We start from the raw sequence: 14,458 nt of genomic DNA on the forward strand, positions 1-14,458 counted from the left end.
GCCTTGCGCCCGCCATATCGGTTGGGCCATACCGGCGGCATGACACATACACCTGACATTCTCTGCATCGGTTCCGTGCTTTGGGACATTATCGGCCGTGGCGATACGGTCATGCGACAAGGCTCTGATATGCCCGGTCGCATCTCGCGTCTGCCCGGTGGCGTTGCGCTGAATATCGCGATGGCGCTGGCCCGCTTTGGGCTGTCCCCCGCCCTCATCAGCGCCGTCGGCCGCGACCCCGAAGGGGACGAGCTGATCGCCGCGTGCAAGCTGCGCGGGCTGCATACGGATCACGTGTACCGCTCGGATGATCTGCCCACGGACCGCTATATGGCGGTCGAGGGCACCAACGGCCTGATCGCCGCCATTGCCGATGCCCATTCGCTCGAGGCTGCGGGCGATAAAATCTTGCGCCCGTTGGAAGACGGATCGCTGCCCACTCCCTACCGCGGGGCCGTGGCGCTGGATGGCAACCTGACGCTGGACCTGCTGTCGCAAATGGCACGTAGCCCGCTGCTTGAGCATGCCGATCTGCGCGTCGCTCCTGCGTCGCCGGGCAAGGCGCAACGGCTCACACCGTTTTTGCAGGCGGAACGCGGCACGCTTTACGTCAACCTCGAAGAAGCGGGCCTGCTGTGTCAGGCGACATTCGACAATTCGCGCGATGCGGCCACGGCGCTGCTGTCCCGCGGTGCGGTTCGCGCGGTGGTGACCGATGGCGGCAATCCCGCGACGGTGGGTGCGCCAAGCGGTCTGATCACCCAGAGCCCGCCGCCCGTCTCTGTCACCCGCGTCACCGGTGCCGGTGATACGTTCATGGCTGCCCATATCGCGGCTGAAATCAAAGGGGCGGCACCAGACGCGGCCCTGACCCAAGCGCTTAGTGCCGCTGCCCAATATGTTTCTGGAGAGACCAAAATATGATTCCCCTGCACCGCTCTGCCGAAGTCGCCAAAGCCCATGCGAATGGCACCCCCGTTGTTGCGCTGGAAAGCACGATCATCACCCACGGGATGCCCTATCCGCAAAACCTAGAGGTCGCGCGTCAGGTCGAGGCGGATGTGCGTGAGGCCGGTGCGATCCCCGCCACCATCGCTGTGATCGACGGGCGGTTGCACATCGGGCTCGAGGACGACGAGCTGACAGCATTGGCGCAGGCCAAGAATGTCGCCAAACTGTCGCGTGCCGATATGGCGGCCTGCATCGCCACGGGCGGCACCGGCGCCACAACGGTTGCCGCGACAATGATCGCCGCCCATCTGGCCGAGATCGCGGTTTTCGCCACCGGCGGTATCGGCGGCGTGCATAAGGGCGCAGAAGACAGCTTTGATATCTCTGCCGACCTGATGGAGCTTGCCCAAACGCCGGTGACCGTTGTCGCCGCGGGGGCCAAGGCCATTCTGGATGTGGCCAAAACGCTCGAGGTGCTGGAAACGCAAGGCGTGCCGGTGATCACCGTCGGCCAAGACAGCTTCCCCGCGTTCTGGAGCAGCACCTCCCCGCTGAAATCGCCCCTGCGCATGGATAGCGCGACTGATATCGCCGCCGCCCATAAAATGCGCGGTCATATGGGTTTGCCTGGGGGGCAGCTGGTCGCCAACCCGATCCCGAAAGAGGATGAAATCGCCGCCGCTGATCTGGCACCCATCATCAAGGCCGCCCAAGCCGATGCCAATACCCACGGCATCAGCGGTAAGGCCGTGACCCCCTATCTGTTGCAGCGCATCTTCGAACTGACCGAAGGCCGGTCGCTGACCGCGAACATCGCATTGGTGCGCAACAACGCCCGTTTTGCGTCCAAAATTGCGGCTGCACTTATGTCAAAAGACGCATAAAGCTTAATTATTATGCGTCCTCCATTGTAGCAACGCGTGAAACGCCCTAGCTCTAACGCATTGCTGCAGTGGGATAACCTTCATTCATGAACACACCGTTTACGCCGCCCCTTCCTCCCGCACCGCGCCGGACTTTGTTCGCGCGGATCAGGGCTTCGTTCCTGACGGGGCTGGTGGTGATTGCGCCGGTCGGCCTCACGATCTGGCTGATCTGGACCGTGATCGGCTGGATCGACGGGATCGTGCTGCCGATGGTGCCGCTGGCCTATCACCCTGATCGGCTGATCCAGACGTATTTCGGGTTGGACCCGTCTGCCCAGATCAACGTGCGCGGCATCGGTGTGATCATCTTCTTGCTGTTCACGGTCATCGTCGGTTGGCTAGCCAAGGGCATTATCGGCCGGTCGTTCATCCGTTTCGCCGAAAGTCTGGTAGAGCGTACACCTGTTGTGCGGACCATCTATTCCGGCATCAAGCAGATCTCGGAAACGATTTTCGCCCAGTCAGAGCGCAGCTTTGAAACCGCCTGCATGATAGAATACCCGCGTAAAGGTATGTGGGCGCTTGGTTTTATCTCTATCCCCGCAAAGGGAGAGGTCGCCGCCGCAGGGGGTGAAGGATCGAACCTTGTGGGGGTGTTTGTGCCGACCACGCCCAACCCCACCTCGGGCTTTTTGTTGTTCGTGCCGCAAAAGGATGTGACCGAGCTCGACATGTCGGTCGAGGACGCGGCCAAGCTGGTGATCTCTGCCGGGCTGGTCTATCCGCCAAAGAAACCGGTGCCGGTGGACCCACCCGCGACGCCGCGGCCCGACCGCATTTCCCCTAGCTGAACATCTTGCGCAGATCGACTGAACTGCACTTGCCTACGCTGTCGATATCCGTTTGCAGAAACCGCTCGGCCGAGGTGCGGCCTGCGGATTTAAGCGCGGTGATCACCGCCCCGTTCGGCACGCTTTTGGTAGCGGTGGACAGCTGTGACATCAGATCATCGTCAGCGATCATGTGAATCCGCAACCGCTGCATCTGGCCTTCCTCGACACGTCCCTGATCCAGCAGGTTCTGCACAAAGTGGATCGCACGAAGTTCGCGCAACAGGCTGGAGTTAAAGCTGATTTCATTCACTCGATTATGGATCATCTGCGGCGTGGTGGGCAGTTCGTCCCGTTCAAGCGGGTTGATATTGATGATGACGATATCCCCCGGCAAGTCCGAGGAATACAGCGGGAAAAGCGCCGGATTGCCGGTATAGCCCCCGTCCCAGAACGCCTCGCGCCGGCCCGATTTCGGATCCTCCATCTCGATCGCCTGAAACAGCGTCGGCAGACAGGCAGAGGCGAGGATCGCATCTGGCGTGATTTCTTCTTTCTCGAAGACGCGGATCTTGCCGTCGCGCACTTTGGTCGCGCTGACAAACAGCCGTGGTCCCGCCGCCTCGCAGATATGTTCGTAATCAAACGTCTCGACGATATCGCGCAGCGGGTTGCGATAGAGCGGGCCGTAAACATAGGGCGACACGATCTGCGTCATCGCCGTGCTGAGCATGACCGGCCAGCTATAAGCCATCGCCTGACTAAGTGCCCCCACGCCAAAGGGGGCCATCCAGCCGTTCAGATGCAGGTTCCCGACACCGGCGACCTTGTCCCACAGCCAATCCAGATTATCGCGCGCGGCCTGATGCCCGCCCTTGATCAGCCCCGCCTTCAACGCAGCGCCGTTCAGCGCGCCAGCCGATGTGCCGGAAATGCCGCTGATCTCAAGCTCTGGCTCTTCCAGCAGCCGGTCAAGCACGCCCCAGGTATAGGCCCCATGCGCGCCGCCGCCCTGTAGCGCAAGGTTGATCTGTTTTTTCTGCATCTAGACGCTCCGCCAATCGGCGCGCGCGAGGTATCCCCGCGCCCGCGTGTTATATTACAAGGCGGTCCAGCCACCATCGACGCTGATCGTTGTACCGGTGATCTGGTCCCCCGCCTCGGAACATAGGAAGGTCGCGGTGCCGCCCAGTTGTTCGACCGTGGCGAACTCTTTCGACGGTTGGCGCTTGAGCATGACGTTCTTGATCACCTCTTCGCGCGACATGTCGTATTCTTTCATCGTGTCGGGGATCTGCTTTTCGACGATATCGGTCAACACATAGCCCGGGCAGATGGCATTGCAGGTAATCGGGTCTTCGGCCGTTTCCAGCGCGGTGGTTTTGGACAGCCCGACGATCCCGTGCTTGGCCGCAATATAGGCGGATTTATAGGGCGAGGCCGTCAGTCCGTGCGCCGAAGCGACGTTGATCACGCGGCCCCAGCCCGCCTCGCGCATCATTGGCAGAGCCACCGCCGTGGTGTGAAACGCAGAGCTGAGGTTGATGGCGATGATCGCGTCCCATTTCTCGGTCGGGAAGCTGGGGATCGGTGCGACATGCTGGATCCCCGCGTTGTTCACCAGAATATCGCAGCGCCCTGCATCGGTGATCAACTGGCGGCATTCTTCGGCTTTCGACATATCCGCCTTGATATAGCGCGCGGTCACGCCGGTTTCGGTGGCGATGTCTTTAGCAATAGCGTGGTCTTCGTCACGGTCGGTAAAGGAGTTCAGCACAACATCCGCCCCCGCCCGCGCCAATGCCCAAGCGATGCCAAGCCCGATACCGGAATTGGACCCCGTGATGACTGCTGTTTTTCCTGAAAGATCGATGCTGTAAGCCATGAAAATCTCCTAGCGTTTCTGCAGGTGCATCATGGCGGGCTGCGAAACGAATGGAAACGGCTAATTCCGCACCCCGGCGGAATGCCCCTGCTGCCCGGACATATGCCGGATCACGGGCAAAAAAAAACGTCCGCACGAAGCGGACGTTAAGTTATTGAGGCAGGTTTCATACAGGCAAGAAACCTATCGAGCAGTGAGTTCGTTATACGCAATTCGCCGCCGTAATCCAAGCTTAAAGTTTGAACTGTAGCCGCCGCATCGCTAAGGAATACGCTAATAAAACAAGGGCAGAGCGGGATTGTTGCTAAAATGGCGTTTAAATTTTTCCAAAGCTGTCGGGCAGTTGCAGCTGTTTCTTCACTGATTCTTCTCGGTGGATTCGCCCGCGCCGAGCCCGCACATGGTATATCTATGTATGGGGACCCTGCTCTCCCACCTGATTTTGTGTCGCTGCCCTATGCCAACCCGGACGCACCCCAAGGCGGCGCGATCGTTCTGGGCAACACCGGCGGGTTTGACAGCCTCAATCCCTTCGTGCGCAAGGGCACCTCGCCGTGGCAGTTGCCGTTCTTTACCCATGAAAGCCTGATGGGCCGTTCGTGGGATGAACCTTTCGCGCTTTACGGTCTTTTGGCCGAATCGATTGAGGTCCCGGAGGACCGGTCCTGGGTCGAGTTCACCCTGCGACCCGAGGCGCGTTTCTCCGATGGCAGTCCGGTCACCCCCGAGGATGTGATCTTTAGCTACGACATGCTCGGCACTGAAGGGCACCCGCGCTACCACGGGCTTTATGCCCAGATCGACAGCATCACCCAGACCGGTCCGCGCAGCGTCAAAATGGTGTTCAACACCGACAACCGAGAGCTGGCCCTGCTGGCAGGGATGCGCCCGATCCTGAGCAAGGCGCAATGGGAGGGCCGCGATTTCGCCAACGCCCCGCTGGCGGATATACCGCTCGGCTCCGGCCCCTATGTGGTCAGCGATTATAAAGCCGGCAAACAGGTCACCCTGACGCGCAACCCTGACTACTGGGGCAAGGATGTGCCGTTTCGCAAAGGCACCCATAACATCGACGAGATAAAGCTCGACTTTTATGGCGACGCGAATGTGTTGTTCGAGGCGTTCAAGGCCGGAGAGATTTCCGCCCTGCGCGAATTCAACGCCGAAAGCTGGGAGACGCAATATGACTTCCCGGCCGTGCAGCGCGGTGATGTGGTCAAATCCACCTTCGCCCATAGCAAACCCTCGGGCATGACCGGATTGGTCATGAACACCCGCCGCGCCCCGTTTGACGACATCCGTGTGCGTGAGGCGCTGATCGCGGCCTTTAACTTCGAGTATATCAACGAGACGCTGACCGGCGGGGCGCAACCGCGCATTACCTCTTATTTCTCGAACTCCCCGCTGGCGATGCAAGACGGCCCCGCCACCGGCCGCGTGGCCGAGTTGTTGACCCCCTTTGCTGATGATCTGCCCGCCGGCGCGCTTGACGGCTATGCGCTGCCCGTGTCCGACGGATCCGCCCGCAACCGCGCGGGCATCCGCCGCGCCATGGGCGCGTTGGCCGACGCGGGATTCAGCGCCGACGGCGGCACCATGCGGGGGCCTGACGGGCAGCCCTTGTCGTTCAGCATCCTGCTGTCCAAAGGCAGCAGCGAGAATATCGCCATTGCCGAGCTTTATATCCAGGCGCTGGCCCGTCTGGGCATCACCGCCCGCGTGGACGCTGTGGATGACGCGCAATTCGTCGCGCGCAACGCGGCCTTCGACTTTGACATGGCCATCTTCCGCCGCGCCCTTTCGCTGAGCCCGGGCAACGAACAACGCTATTACTGGGGGTCGGAGGCAGCCGATCAGGAAGGCAGCCGCAACCTGATGGGGGTGAAATCCCCTGCCATTGACGCGATGATCGATACGATGGTCGGGGCCAGCAGCGCCGAGGCGTTCACCGCCGCCACCCGCGCGCTGGATCGCGTGCTGACCGCCGGGCGCTATGTCATTCCGTTCTGGCAGTTCACCGAAGACCGCATCGCGCATGTCGCAGCGATGAAATACCCTGAACACGTGCCGCTGTATGGAGATGGGCCGAACTATATGCCCGAGGTCTGGTGGATTGAACCGGCCCAGTAAGCGACGCGTATCGGTATCAGGCGAAGGTGCCTGCGGCGTAGCGGCCCTTCGGGGAGAGTTTACTTGGCAAAATGAAGCGCGGGCCCGTCGGTTAGGTGAGCGATGTGACCCAAAGGATCGTGGCGTCCTCGTCGCTGGTAGAGACGACGTTATGCCCCATCGTCGCATCATAATAGGCGCTGTCGCCGCGGCGCATTTCGACGGGTTCGTAGAATTCGGTGTATAGGGTGATGACGCCGGTCAGCACGTAAAGGAACTCCTCCCCGTCGTGGCGCACCCAGCCGTCGAACTCATCCATCCGGCGGGCACGGATACGCGCGCGGTAGGGCAGCATCTGCTTTTTGCGCAGCGTATCGGCCAGCATTGTGTGCTCGTAGGTGGTCGTCGCCTTGGCCGCCCCCTCGCCCGATTTGGTGACCGCCATGCGCCCGTTGATCTGCCCCGCCGAGGGGGGCGTAAAGAGCTGCGGCACCGAGATTTCCAACCCCACGGCAAGCTTTTTCAGCGCCTCATAGGTGGGCGACATCTGGCCGTTCTCGATCTTGCTGAGCGTGGAGCGGGCCAGTCCGGCCTGATTGGCGGCTTGCTCCAGCGTCCAGTTGCGCGCCTTGCGCAGCTCGCGCACGCGCGCCCCCAGATCAACAGGCGGGGCGGTTTCCGTCTCGCCGCTTTCGCGGGCGATCTGGATCATGGATTTCGGGCCGTCTTGCGTCATGCGCTGGCTATAGCGCCGCGCCGGGGCGCTTGCAACGCTGCTGCGCGCGGGGTAGCGATTGGGCATGCTGTCCGTCTCTGCGTCCTCCGGCTTTGCGCCTTGCCCCGCCCCGTTCAATCTTGCCGCCCATGTTCTGGGCCGCGCCGCCGATTTGGGCGACAAGACGGCGCTTGCCATTGTCGGGCCCGATCGCGTTGAGGCGTGGCGTTTCGACCAGCTTGAGGCCGCCGTGCGCGGCACCGCGACGGGGTTGCTGGGCATGGGGCTGCGCCCGGGGGACATCGTGCTGATGCGCCTTGGCAATACTGTGGATTTCCCGCTGGCCTATCTGGGCGCGCTGGCCGCAGGCTTGGTGCCTGTCCCCACCGCCGCCGCACTGACAGAACCGGAGGTCGCCGCGATCATCGCCACCCTCGCGCCCAAGGCGATCTTGCGCGATCCCGCTGTGCCCTGTCCGCCGAATGACACCACCGTTGATCTGGCCCAGCTCAGGTCCATGCGCGATTTGCCCGCGGCCCCCTGGCATATGGGAGACCCCGACCGGCTGGGCTATATCATCTATACATCTGGCACGTCGGGCCGGCCAAGCGCGGTGATGCACGCACATCGCGCCATCTGGGCACGGCAGATGATGGTGCGCGGATGGTATGATCTGAAGCCCGAGGATCGGGTCATGCATGCAGGCGCGTTCAATTGGACCTATACGCTGGGGACCGGCCTGATGGACCCCTGGACCGCCGGTGCCACCGCCCTGATCCCGGCTGCGGGCGTGGTGCCTGCGGATCTCCCTGCCTTGATGGCGCGGCATGACGCGAGCCTTTTTGCAGCCGCACCGGGGGTGTACCGTCAGATCCTGAAACACCACGACCGGATCAATGCGCCAAGCCTGCGCCACGGGTTGAGCGCGGGGGAAAAGCTGCCCTCGGCGGTTGCCCGCGCATGGCAGGCTGCCAGCGGCACGCCGATCTTCGAGGCCTACGGTATGTCGGAGTGTTCGACCTTCCTCTCCGCCTCTCCCGACCGTCCGGCGCGGGCCGGCACATTGGGCCGGCCCCAGGACGGGCGGCGCATCGCGTTGATCGGGACGGAAGGCCCGGTAGAGATCGGCCAAGAGGGCACCATCGCGATCCACAAGAGCGACCCGGGGCTGATGCTTGGCTATCTTGGCGCGCCGGATCAAACGGCCCAGAAATATCAGGGTGACTGGTTCGTGACCGGCGATCAGGGCGTCATGGGCACCGATGGGCAGATCACCTATCTGGGGCGCAATGACGATATGATGAACGCGGGCGGGTTCCGCGTCTCGCCGATCGAAGTGGAACAAACCCTCGCCAAATTCCCCGGCATCCATGCTGTCGGCGCGGCGGAGGTCGAGGTTAAACCCGACGTGACCGTGATCGCGGCCTTCTATACCGCCGATAGCCCGCTGGACGAGGCCGCGCTGGCACTTTATGCACAAGACAACATGGCGCGCTACAAGCAGCCGCGCCTTTTCATCCACCTGCCAGAGCTGCCGATGGGCGCGAATGGCAAACTGCTGCGCCGGTCCTTGCGTGCAGCCTATGAGGCACAACGATGACCCAGACGATCAAGCTTGATATCATGTCCGACCCGATTTGCCCTTGGTGCTATATCGGCAAGGCCCATCTGGACCGCGCCTTGGAAAGCGAGCCGGACCACCCTTTCGCGATCGAATGGCACCCGTTCCAGCTTAACCCCGACATGCCTGCCGAAGGGATGGACCGCCGTGCCTATCTGGAAGGCAAATTCGGTGGCAAGGAAGGTGCGGTGCGGGCCTATGCCCCTGTGGTGGAACATGCCGAGAAAGCCGGTCTCAAGATCAACTTCGAAGCGATGCAGCGCACCCCCAACACGCTGAACGCCCATCGGTTGATCCACTGGGCCGGGATCGAAGGGCGCCAAACCGCTGCGGTATCGGCGTTGTTCAAAGCCTATTTTGTTGATGCGCGCGATATTGGCGATGCCGAGGTGCTCGCCGATATCGCCGACGGGATCGAGATGGATGCATCTGTTGTGACGCGTCTATTGGCGACGGATGAGGATATGGAAGACATCCGCAAACGCGACGCGCACAGCCGCGAGATGGGCATTAACTCCGTCCCGACCTTTATCGTGGGCGGGCGTCACGCGGTGCCGGGCGCGCAGCCGCCTGAGCTTTGGAAAAAAGTTCTGGCCGAGCTGCGCAACGCGGGCTGAGGTCACGCGCCGGTACTGGCAATATGGGGCAGAAAGGCTTTGCCTTTGTGCTGAAACCCGCCTAGAATCAATCGGATAAAGGGGCAAAGACCCCTATCCAGATCGAGCGGGCAGCATGAAATACGATATCCCCTTTCCCTTTATGGGACGCGGGCGGGCGACGGTGGTGACACCGGCGGCGCGCCCGTCCAGCTTCACACCCTCCACGCCAATGACGCGGACGATCCTGACCTATGGCGGGTTCGACGGATTCCACACCGGTCACGCCGACTGGCTACGGCAGCTGGCCCGTATGGGCAGCGATCTGGTCGTCGGCTGCCAGAGCGAACAGTTCTGTCAACGAGCGGGGCGTCCGGCGCATCTCGGCTTTGCCGCCCGCCGTGCAGTGCTGGAGCGGTGCCGCTATGTCTCGCGGGTCATTCCGCTTGAGACATGGGATCAGGTGCGCAGCGATATCGTGAATTACAACGTCTCGGTATTGGCCCTGCCAGCGCATCTTCCCCTGCCGGTGTCGGGACTGGACGAGATCGTGCAGGTATTGCGTTTGCCGGTGACCACCCGCGAGACAGGGCCGCGCCAGCGCGCCCGAGCCAGCTGACGGCGCGACGCCGATTGCACTATCTGTAAGGCAGCCTTATGAACACCATAGGCTGCGCCCTGCGGCCCACCGTCACGATGGAGCCGATGGATGACCGACGACCGCCCCGACATCAACATGAGCCGCCCCGAGTTTGTGGCGCTGATTGCGATGATGTTTGCAATCATTGCGTTCTCGACCGATGCAATGCTGCCTGCCCTGCCCGAGATCGGCGCAGAGCTGTCGCCTTTGGATATGACCAAAGTCCCGCTGATTGTGACCGCCTTTATCCTGGGCATGGGGATGGGCACTTTTGTCACAGGGCCGCTGTCGGATGCTTTCGGGCGCAAGAATATCATCTACCTCGGGTCTGCGATCTATATCTCGGGGGCTGTGGTGGCGTGGCTGAGCCAATCGCTTGAGGTGATGCTGATCGCGCGGGTCGTGCAGGGCGTGGGGGCTGCGGGCCCTCGGGTTGTGGCGCTTGCGGTGATCCGCGACCTTTATTCGGGCCGGCAGATGGCCAAGATCATGTCTTTCGTGATGATGATCTTTGTCGTCGTGCCCGCCTTTGCCCCTGCGATGGGGGCTGTGATCATCGCCCTGTCCGATTGGCGTGGCGTATTCTTGTCATTCATCGTTTTCTCGGCAACCTGTGTGGTCTGGGCCATGCTCCGCCTGCCCGAAACCCTGCCCAAGCCCAAGCGTCGACCTTTGCAGATCGGCCTGCTGTGGAACGCCGTGAAAGAGATTTTCAGCAACCCGATGGTGTGTCTGTCGATCACGGTGCAGACGCTGGTGATGGGTTTTTTGTTCTCGACGCTGATGCTGGTGCAACCCATTTACGACCAAGTCTATGATCGCGCCGAGAGCTTCCCCTTCTGGTTTGGCGTCGCGGCGCTGATCTCGGGGACGTCGAGCTTGCTGAACGCGCTGCTGGTCGTCCGGCTGGGGATGCAGCGGATCGTGATCCTTGCGCTTGGCCTGCAGATCGTACTGTCGGGCCTGATGCTGGGTCTTGGTCTGGGCGATCTGCCCGAGCCCTATGGCTTTGTCTTTTTCCTGATGTGGCAGGCGTCGCTGTTCTTTCAGGTGGGGCTGGTGATGGGCAACCTCAACGCGCTGGCGATGGAGCCTTTGGGCCACATCGCCGGCATGGCGGCGTCGGTCATCGGGGCGGTGTCGACGGTGATGGCAGCCATGCTCGCCTCGCCCATCGGGTTGATGTTCAACGGCACGATCACGCCGCTGATCGGCGCGGTACTGACGCTGGCGACACTCGCCTTTGCGCTGATGCTGCTTCTGGCGCGGGTCAACCGACAGGCGGCTGCAGACCCCGCGGAATAGGGCTGAGCGACCACGTGGTTGCTGGCGGTGCCGGTTTCGCCCTTCGGGCGAGGATTTAGAGCCATTTGGAAGCGCGGACCATGGCGCTTTAGAGAGAGGTAACAAAAAGGGGCACCGCTGATGGCGGTGCCCCTTGTGATAGTGCGTTGATACCTGCGCGCTTATGCGGCGCGCTGCCCGGCTGGCTTGCGACGACGCCGCGCGGCACCGGCGGGTTTGCCCGCACCGCCGCCATTACCACCGCCACCGTTACCGCCACCGCCACCGGGGCGACCACCGCGACCACGACCGCGTCCCCCGCGACCCTTTGGCTTGGCAGGCTCATCAATCGCTTCCCACGGACGGCCGGAGGCCACGGGGATCGAGATTTTCATCGTCTTCTGGATATCTTTCAGTTCGCCCATCTCATCCGGTGCGCAGAAAGCGATCGCCGCCCCGTCTTTGCCCGCGCGTGCGGTCCGGCCGATACGGTGGACATAATTGTCGGGCACATTGGGCAGCTCGTAGTTGTAGACGTGCTTCACGTCGGGAATATCCAGACCGCGGGCGGCGACATCCGTTGCCACCAGCACGGTGACCTCGCCTTTCTTGAAGGATTCAATGGCGCGGTCCCGCTGACCCTGGCTTTTGTTGCCATGGATCGATGCCGCTTTGAAACCGGCTTTGACCAGATCTTTCATCAGCTTTTCACAGCCGTGTTTGGTCCGCCCGAACACCAGGGCGCGTTCCTCGGTGTGTTTGCCAAGCAGTTCGATCAGCAGGGATTTCTTTTCCGCCTTGGCGATGAAATGCACCTCTTGGGTGATCTTGTCCGCCGCCTTGCCCGGAGGCGAGACTTCGATGCGGATCGGGCTGTTGAGGTAGCTGTTGGCGATCTCGTTCATCAGTTTCGGCATGGTTGCCGAGAAGAGCATCGTCTGACGCTCTTTCGGCAGCACCGCCGCAATCTTGCGCAGATCGTGGATGAAGCCCATGTCGAGCATCTGGTCCGCTTCATCAAGCACAAGGAAAGTGGTCTTGTGCAGCAACACCGCGCGGCGGTCCATCAGGTCCAGCAAGCGCCCGGGAGTGGCCACCAGCAGGTCGACGCCGCGCTCCATCCGTTTGATCTGCGGGTTGATCGACTGGCCGCCGACAATCATCATGGTTTTCAGCTGGGTCCCTTCGCAGAACCCCTTGAGGTTCTCCATGATCTGGTTGGCCAGCTCGCGGGTCGGGGCCAGCACCAGCCCGCGCACGGTGCGCGGCTCGGGGCGGGCTTCGCGTTCCAGCATCTGGGCCACCAGCGGGATACCGAAGGCGGCCGTCTTGCCGGTGCCGGTCTGTGCCAGCCCCATCACGTCGCGGCCATTCATCCCGTGGGGGATCGCCTGTTTCTGGATCGGGGTCGGATCGGTCATGCCCATATTGGTCAAGGCTTTGACCAGACGGCGCGGCAGGCCCATCATTTCAAAATCGCTCATCGTTTTGTCGTCTTTCCGCGGGATGCGGGGCAAAGCCCCTTCCCGCCATAGCAATCACGCGGGCCCTGTCGATGCAGGGAAACCGCGAGGGACGCAAAGCAGATCGCAGGGGGCAGCCTAGTGCCAACACCCTGTCTGTTGCGCTTGGCCCCACGCGTGATTTTGGGAACATCGGCGGCCTTTTGTTCAGCTATCGTAAGACGCGACGATTTTAGGTCGACAGGTCAAGGGCTGGTCTGCTCACGCGGCAGAAGGCATCGCTTGCGCCCCAGATGGGCTGTTTGGGCGGCAAAGTCAACGGTGCTGTGAAAGATAGCCTAGCGCGGGGTGCTCCGCGCCAACATCAGGGGCAGCACAGCGCTGAGGATGAACAGGCGCATCATGTGGCATGCGGCGACGAAACCCGGGCTGATCCCCAGCACGCTGCCCATGGCGATCATGGTCTCGAACCCACCGGGCGCAAAGGCCACGAGGATATGCGCCAGCGGCATACCAAGCGCCATAGCGACCGGGATCGCCCCCAGCAGGGCCAACCCCACGGCAAGGCAGGTCACAGCCAGCCCCGCGGCAAGCCCCTTGGTCAGATCGTCAAGCCGCACGCCGGAGAACCGCGTGCCGATCAAGGCACCGAGCACCACATAGGCGGGCATCACCAGCCACAGGGGCAGCACACCGGGGGCGAGCCCTGTCACATGCGCAAGCGATGACACCAGCATCGGCCCGATCAACATCGGCGCAGGCACCCGGATGCGCCCCAGCAGCACCCCTGCCGCGACGGAGAGCACCGCCATCACCAGCAATGTCACGCAGCCCATAACGGGGCCGTCGGGCACGATGGACCCGCCCAGATCAACACCCATCGCCAGCGCGACAAAGGGCACCACCAGCGTGAGCGACAACAGCCGCACCGACTGCGTGGTCGAGATCCGCACCACATTATCCCCGCCATCGGCCGCCATCGCCAGCACAAAGCTGAGGTGTCCGGGCGCCGAAGCCAGCAGTGCTGCACGACGGTCAAAGCCAAAGAACCGCGCCAGCAGCCAGCGGCTGAGCACCAGCATCGCCCAGACCAGCACGGCCATCCCTACAAAAGCCAGCGGCCAGCGCAGCATCGCATCGACCGCGTTCTGGTCAAACCCTGCCCCCACCGACAGGCCAATGACGACAAAGCAGATGTTGCGCAGTGGCAGCGACACCCCCATGCGCGCGCCCGCCAGACCTGCCAGCGACACCAGCACCGCAGGCCCCAACAGCATGTAGATCGGCGCGTTCAGCAGCCAGCCGATACCGGCCCCCACCGCGCCGATACAGACGGTGAAAACGGTCGTATGCGTATCAGACGGGGGGCGCGGCCATTTCATACGCTTGTGCTAGCAGTTGGTCCCTTCCGCCACCAGCCCCGTCACGGAATGCGCCGCGAGGCTTGCACATCCCACGACAAAGGGACATGCATCCTCTGACGGAATTTTAGAACGAT

13 protein-coding genes are annotated in these 14,458 nt (G+C 62.3%); 8 read left to right on the forward strand and 5 right to left on the reverse strand.

Annotated features, from left to right (window positions below; genetic code table 11):
• Positions 1-39 precede the first annotated feature (39 nt).
• The 3 genes from EE36_RS15325 to EE36_RS15335 all read left to right on the forward strand — a co-directional run bounded on the left by EE36_RS15325 (position 40) and on the right by EE36_RS15335 (position 2,668).
• The gene (locus EE36_RS15325) at positions 40-924 is read left to right on the forward strand and encodes a PfkB family carbohydrate kinase (RefSeq protein ID WP_039912048.1); all 885 of its coding nucleotides are present in this window, start codon (positions 40-42) and stop codon (positions 922-924) included.
• Positions 921-1,835: a pseudouridine-5'-phosphate glycosidase gene (locus tag EE36_RS15330; RefSeq protein WP_005853762.1), complete on the forward strand. Its 915-nt coding sequence runs from the start codon at positions 921-923 to the stop codon at positions 1,833-1,835. The genes EE36_RS15325 and EE36_RS15330 overlap by 4 nt, the downstream gene beginning before the upstream one ends.
• An 86-nt stretch (positions 1,836-1,921) precedes the next feature.
• A complete protein-coding gene (locus EE36_RS15335) occupies positions 1,922-2,668 on the forward strand; it encodes a DUF502 domain-containing protein (protein WP_050752204.1) in 747 nt (248 codons plus the stop codon).
• On the opposite strand, the gene EE36_RS15340 is transcribed toward EE36_RS15335, so the two are convergent.
• Together EE36_RS15340 and EE36_RS15345 are read right to left on the reverse strand one after the other, a co-directional pair.
• Positions 2,661-3,692: a patatin-like phospholipase family protein gene (locus EE36_RS15340; RefSeq protein WP_005853766.1), complete on the reverse strand. Its 1,032-nt coding sequence runs from the start codon at positions 3,690-3,692 to the stop codon at positions 2,661-2,663. The genes EE36_RS15335 and EE36_RS15340 overlap by 8 nt on opposite strands.
• 54 nt (positions 3,693-3,746) lie before the next feature.
• Positions 3,747-4,520, reverse strand: coding sequence for a 3-hydroxybutyrate dehydrogenase (locus tag EE36_RS15345; protein ID WP_198005506.1), 774 nt, complete (start codon positions 4,518-4,520; stop codon positions 3,747-3,749).
• Between the two features lie 423 nt (positions 4,521-4,943).
• Here EE36_RS15345 and EE36_RS15350 point away from each other — a divergent pair, with 423 nt between their 5' ends.
• Complete coding sequence (locus tag EE36_RS15350) at positions 4,944-6,662, forward strand: extracellular solute-binding protein (RefSeq protein ID WP_005853770.1); 1,719 nt, start codon at positions 4,944-4,946, stop codon at positions 6,660-6,662.
• A gap of 91 nt (positions 6,663-6,753) precedes the next feature.
• Here the strand turns inward: EE36_RS15350 and EE36_RS15355 are convergent, their stop codons facing one another.
• Positions 6,754-7,377, reverse strand: coding sequence for a helix-turn-helix domain-containing protein (locus tag EE36_RS15355; RefSeq protein WP_039912303.1), 624 nt, complete (start codon positions 7,375-7,377; stop codon positions 6,754-6,756).
• 64 nt (positions 7,378-7,441) lie between these two features.
• Between EE36_RS15355 and EE36_RS15360 the strand changes: the two genes are divergently transcribed.
• From EE36_RS15360 to EE36_RS15375, 4 genes are all read left to right on the forward strand, one after another.
• Complete coding sequence (locus tag EE36_RS15360) at positions 7,442-8,956, forward strand: class I adenylate-forming enzyme family protein (protein ID WP_005853772.1); 1,515 nt, start codon at positions 7,442-7,444, stop codon at positions 8,954-8,956.
• Positions 8,953-9,594 carry a DsbA family protein gene (locus tag EE36_RS15365; RefSeq protein ID WP_005853773.1) on the forward strand — a complete coding sequence of 214 codons (642 nt, stop codon included), beginning with the start codon at positions 8,953-8,955 and terminating at the stop codon, positions 9,592-9,594. Before EE36_RS15360 ends, EE36_RS15365 begins: the two co-directional genes overlap by 4 nt.
• Positions 9,595-9,709: 115 nt before the next feature.
• On the forward strand, positions 9,710-10,192 hold the full coding sequence (locus EE36_RS15370; protein WP_005853774.1) for an adenylyltransferase/cytidyltransferase family protein: 483 nt from the start codon (positions 9,710-9,712) through the stop codon (positions 10,190-10,192).
• Positions 10,193-10,282: 90 nt separating this feature from the next.
• Complete coding sequence (locus tag EE36_RS15375; RefSeq protein WP_005853775.1) at positions 10,283-11,518, forward strand: multidrug effflux MFS transporter; 1,236 nt, start codon at positions 10,283-10,285, stop codon at positions 11,516-11,518.
• A 161-nt stretch (positions 11,519-11,679) separates the two neighbouring features.
• Here EE36_RS15375 and EE36_RS15380 read toward each other — a convergent pair whose 3' ends face one another.
• Together EE36_RS15380 and EE36_RS15385 are read right to left on the reverse strand one after the other, a co-directional pair.
• Entirely contained in the window at positions 11,680-12,981 is a 1,302-nt protein-coding gene (locus tag EE36_RS15380) for a DEAD/DEAH box helicase (RefSeq protein WP_005853776.1), read from the reverse strand.
• A 317-nt stretch (positions 12,982-13,298) separates the two neighbouring features.
• The gene (locus tag EE36_RS15385) at positions 13,299-14,342 is read right to left on the reverse strand and encodes an AbrB family transcriptional regulator (RefSeq protein ID WP_005853778.1); all 1,044 of its coding nucleotides are present in this window, start codon (positions 14,340-14,342) and stop codon (positions 13,299-13,301) included.
• Positions 14,343-14,458: the final 116 nt, after the last annotated feature.

It is taken from the genome of Sulfitobacter sp. EE-36 (genome assembly GCF_000152605.1).
GTDB classification, from domain to species: Bacteria; Pseudomonadota; Alphaproteobacteria; order Rhodobacterales; family Rhodobacteraceae; genus Sulfitobacter; species Sulfitobacter pontiacus.